This window comes from Fructilactobacillus sp. X2R6C1 (assembly GCF_059901295.1).
Genome location: NZ_JBWXUZ010000057.1, coordinates 1 through 253, shown reverse-complemented (window position 1 = coordinate 253; position 253 = coordinate 1). Strand labels below are relative to the sequence as shown.

At 43.9% G+C, this 253-nt stretch carries 1 pseudogene; it reads right to left on the bottom strand.

What is annotated here, in order from left to right:
* A pseudogene (locus AC6UDF_RS07340) lies at positions 1-253 on the bottom strand (LacI family DNA-binding transcriptional regulator); the annotation flags it as partial.

Genomic DNA, 253 nt, shown 5'->3' with positions numbered 1-253 from the left:
GCCTTCAAGTCGTTACTTAAGGGCTGAATAATCACTCCGCCAAACATCTGCTGATTAAGTGAAGAAAGCGTTCCAAGTTCGCGCTGTTCGTCACTATCTGAATCCATTAAAACCGCGATGAAATTATTTTTCTTTAGAACTGAATTAACTCCCTTAAAGATTTCGGTCGAAAAATAGTCGTCAACATCTGCCGCAACCACGGCCACTAAGCGACTCTGCTTCGTAATCAGTTGTCTGGCGGACTCGTTTGGCA